Source organism: Mycobacterium arosiense ATCC BAA-1401 = DSM 45069, assembly GCF_002086125.1.
Taxonomy (GTDB): domain Bacteria; phylum Actinomycetota; class Actinomycetes; order Mycobacteriales; family Mycobacteriaceae; genus Mycobacterium; species Mycobacterium arosiense.
Window position 1 is genome coordinate 1 of record NZ_MVHG01000181.1, and the last position, 2,406, is coordinate 2,406.

At 67.3% G+C, this 2,406-nt stretch carries 2 protein-coding genes; both read left to right on the forward strand.

Going from position 1 to position 2,406, the window contains the following annotated elements:
- Positions 1 to 137 precede the first annotated feature (137 nt).
- Positions 138 to 1,490, forward strand: a complete 1,353-nt coding sequence (locus BST14_RS27910; RefSeq protein WP_083067472.1) for a Mu transposase domain-containing protein — start codon at positions 138 to 140, stop codon at positions 1,488 to 1,490.
- A complete protein-coding gene (istB, locus tag BST14_RS27915; RefSeq protein ID WP_083067473.1) occupies positions 1,487 to 2,344 on the forward strand; it encodes an IS21-like element helper ATPase IstB in 858 nt (285 codons plus the stop codon). Before BST14_RS27910 ends, istB begins: the two co-directional genes overlap by 4 nt.
- The last annotated feature ends 62 nt before the right edge of the window (positions 2,345 to 2,406 follow it).

Here is a 2,406-nt window from a genome sequence, read left to right on the forward strand (position 1 = left end):
TGACCGCGCTCGCTGAAATTCCCCTCTGACGCTTATCGAAATTCCCCACCCGTGTGGCTCCGCCGAGAAGGGCGGGCCTTTCTCGAAGCTGCTGGTGTCTGACGCCAGTTGCTTCATTGAAGGAGGCCCGCTTTCTCATGCTCACATGGGAGGACGACTTGGAAGTACATGCCCTACGCCGTCGTGGCTGGTCGATCTCAGCGATCGCCCGTCACACCGGCTTCGACCGCAAGACGGTCCGCAAATATCTGGCCGGTGACGGCGAACCGGGGGTTCGTGCGCGGTCGGGACCGGATCCGTTCGGTCCGTTCGTCGACTACGTCACCGCGAGGTTGACCGAGGACCCGCACCTGTGGGCGCGCACCCTGCTCGACGAGCTTGAGCAGCTGGGGTTCGGCCTGTCGTATCAGAGCCTGACCCGCAACATCCGGGCCCGCAATCTGCGGCCGGTATGCGAGGTGTGCCGCACCGCGACCGACCGCCCGAACGCAGTGATCCCGCACGCCCCGGGTGATGAAACCCAATGGGACTGGCTGGAATTGCCCGATCCACCAGCATCGTGGGGCTGGGGTAAGACCGCGCATCTGCTGGTGGGCTCGCTAGCGCATTCCGGCAAGTGGCGCGCCGCCCTGGCGCCCTTAGAAGACCAGCCGCATCTGGTTGCCTGCCTCGACCGGGTGACCCGCGGCCTGGGCGGCGTCACACGGGTGTGGCGCTTCGACCGGATGGCCACGGTGTGTGACCCCGGTAGCGGTCGGGTGACCGCGTCGTTCGCCGGGGTGGCCAAGCACTACGGGGTGTCGGTGGCGATCTGCCCGGCTCGGCGCGGCAACCGTAAAGGTGTGGTGGAGAAGGTCAATCACACTGCCGCACAGCGCTGGTGGCGCACCCTGGCTGATGAGGCCACCGCCGAGCAGGCTCAGGCCAGCGTGGATCGCTTCGCCCGGGTGCGCGGCGATACCCGGCTGCGGGCCACCGCCGACGGCCGGTCCTCGGTGGCTGTGGTGGCCACAACCGAGCCGCTGGCGCCTGCGCCGGCATTGCCCTATCCGGTGATCGTTACCGAGACCCGCACGGCGTCGCGGCAGGCGTTGGTGTCCTATCGCGGTAACCGTTACTCAGTGCCCCCGGAACTGGCCGCCGCTCAGGTCGTGGTCAGCCATCCCGTCGGTGGCCAGATCTGCGACATGGCCACCACCAGCGGGATCGTGATCGCCCGACACCGGATGGCTGCCGACGGGCTCGGGGTGATGGTGCGTGACAGCGGCCATGTCATCGCCCTCGACACCGCCGCGATGGCCACCGCGGTCACCGGACGACCGCACCGCCGCAAAGAACGCATCCCACCCGGTCCGGCTGCCAAAGCCGCTGCCGCACAACTACTCCGGCTCGACACCGAAGCAATCCAAACATCAAATCCATCAACCGATTCCACCGTCATCGACCTGTCCGCCTACGAGCGGGCCGCCCAGAACAGGACCATCCAATGACCCCCACCGGCCGCACCGGCAAGACCACCACCACGACCACCGCCGATAACGCACCGACGGCAGCCGCAAGCCGCTATCAACAGCTGCGCGCACATCTGGCCGAGCTCAAACTCACCGCTGCCGCCGAAGCCCTACCCGCGGTGCTCGACCAAGCCACCGCCGAAGGGCTCTCACTCACCGTCGCGCTGGAGCGACTGCTGGCCGTCGAAGTCGAGGCCAGCACCGCCAGACGGTTGGCGGGCCGGCTGCGGTTCGCCTGCCTGCCCACCCCGGCCACCCTCGCCGATTTCGATGTCGACGCCGCCGCCGGGATCGACCGCAACCTCATCGACGAACTGGGCACCTGCCGCTACCTGGAGTCCGCGACCAACATCCTGCTCATCGGGCCCCCGGGCACCGGCAAAACCCACCTCTCGGTGGGATTGGCGAGAGCTGCAGCACATGCCGGCTACCGCACGTACTTCACCACCGCCGCTGATCTGGCCGCCCGCTGCCACCGCGCCGCGATCGAGGGACGCTGGGCCACCACCATGCGCTTCTACGCCGGACCGACCCTGCTCGTGATCGATGAACTCGGCTACCTTCCGCTGCCCGCCGAAGCCGCCTCAGCGTTGTTTCAGGTTGTCTCCCAACGATATTTGAAGACCAGCATCGTCATCACCACCAACCGCGGGGTGGGTGCGTGGGGTGAGATCCTCGGCGACACCACCGTCGCCGCCGCCATGCTCGACCGCCTGCTGCACCGCTCCGTGGTCATCAACCTCGACGGCGAGTCCTACCGCCTACGCGACCACCACGCCGCCGCGGAAACCCTGCGCCGAACCACCACCGGCAACCGCCAACAACTACACTGACCGCTGCTCACAGGTGAGGAATTTCGGCAAGCACACCTGAGGACTTTCGACGAGCGCGATCA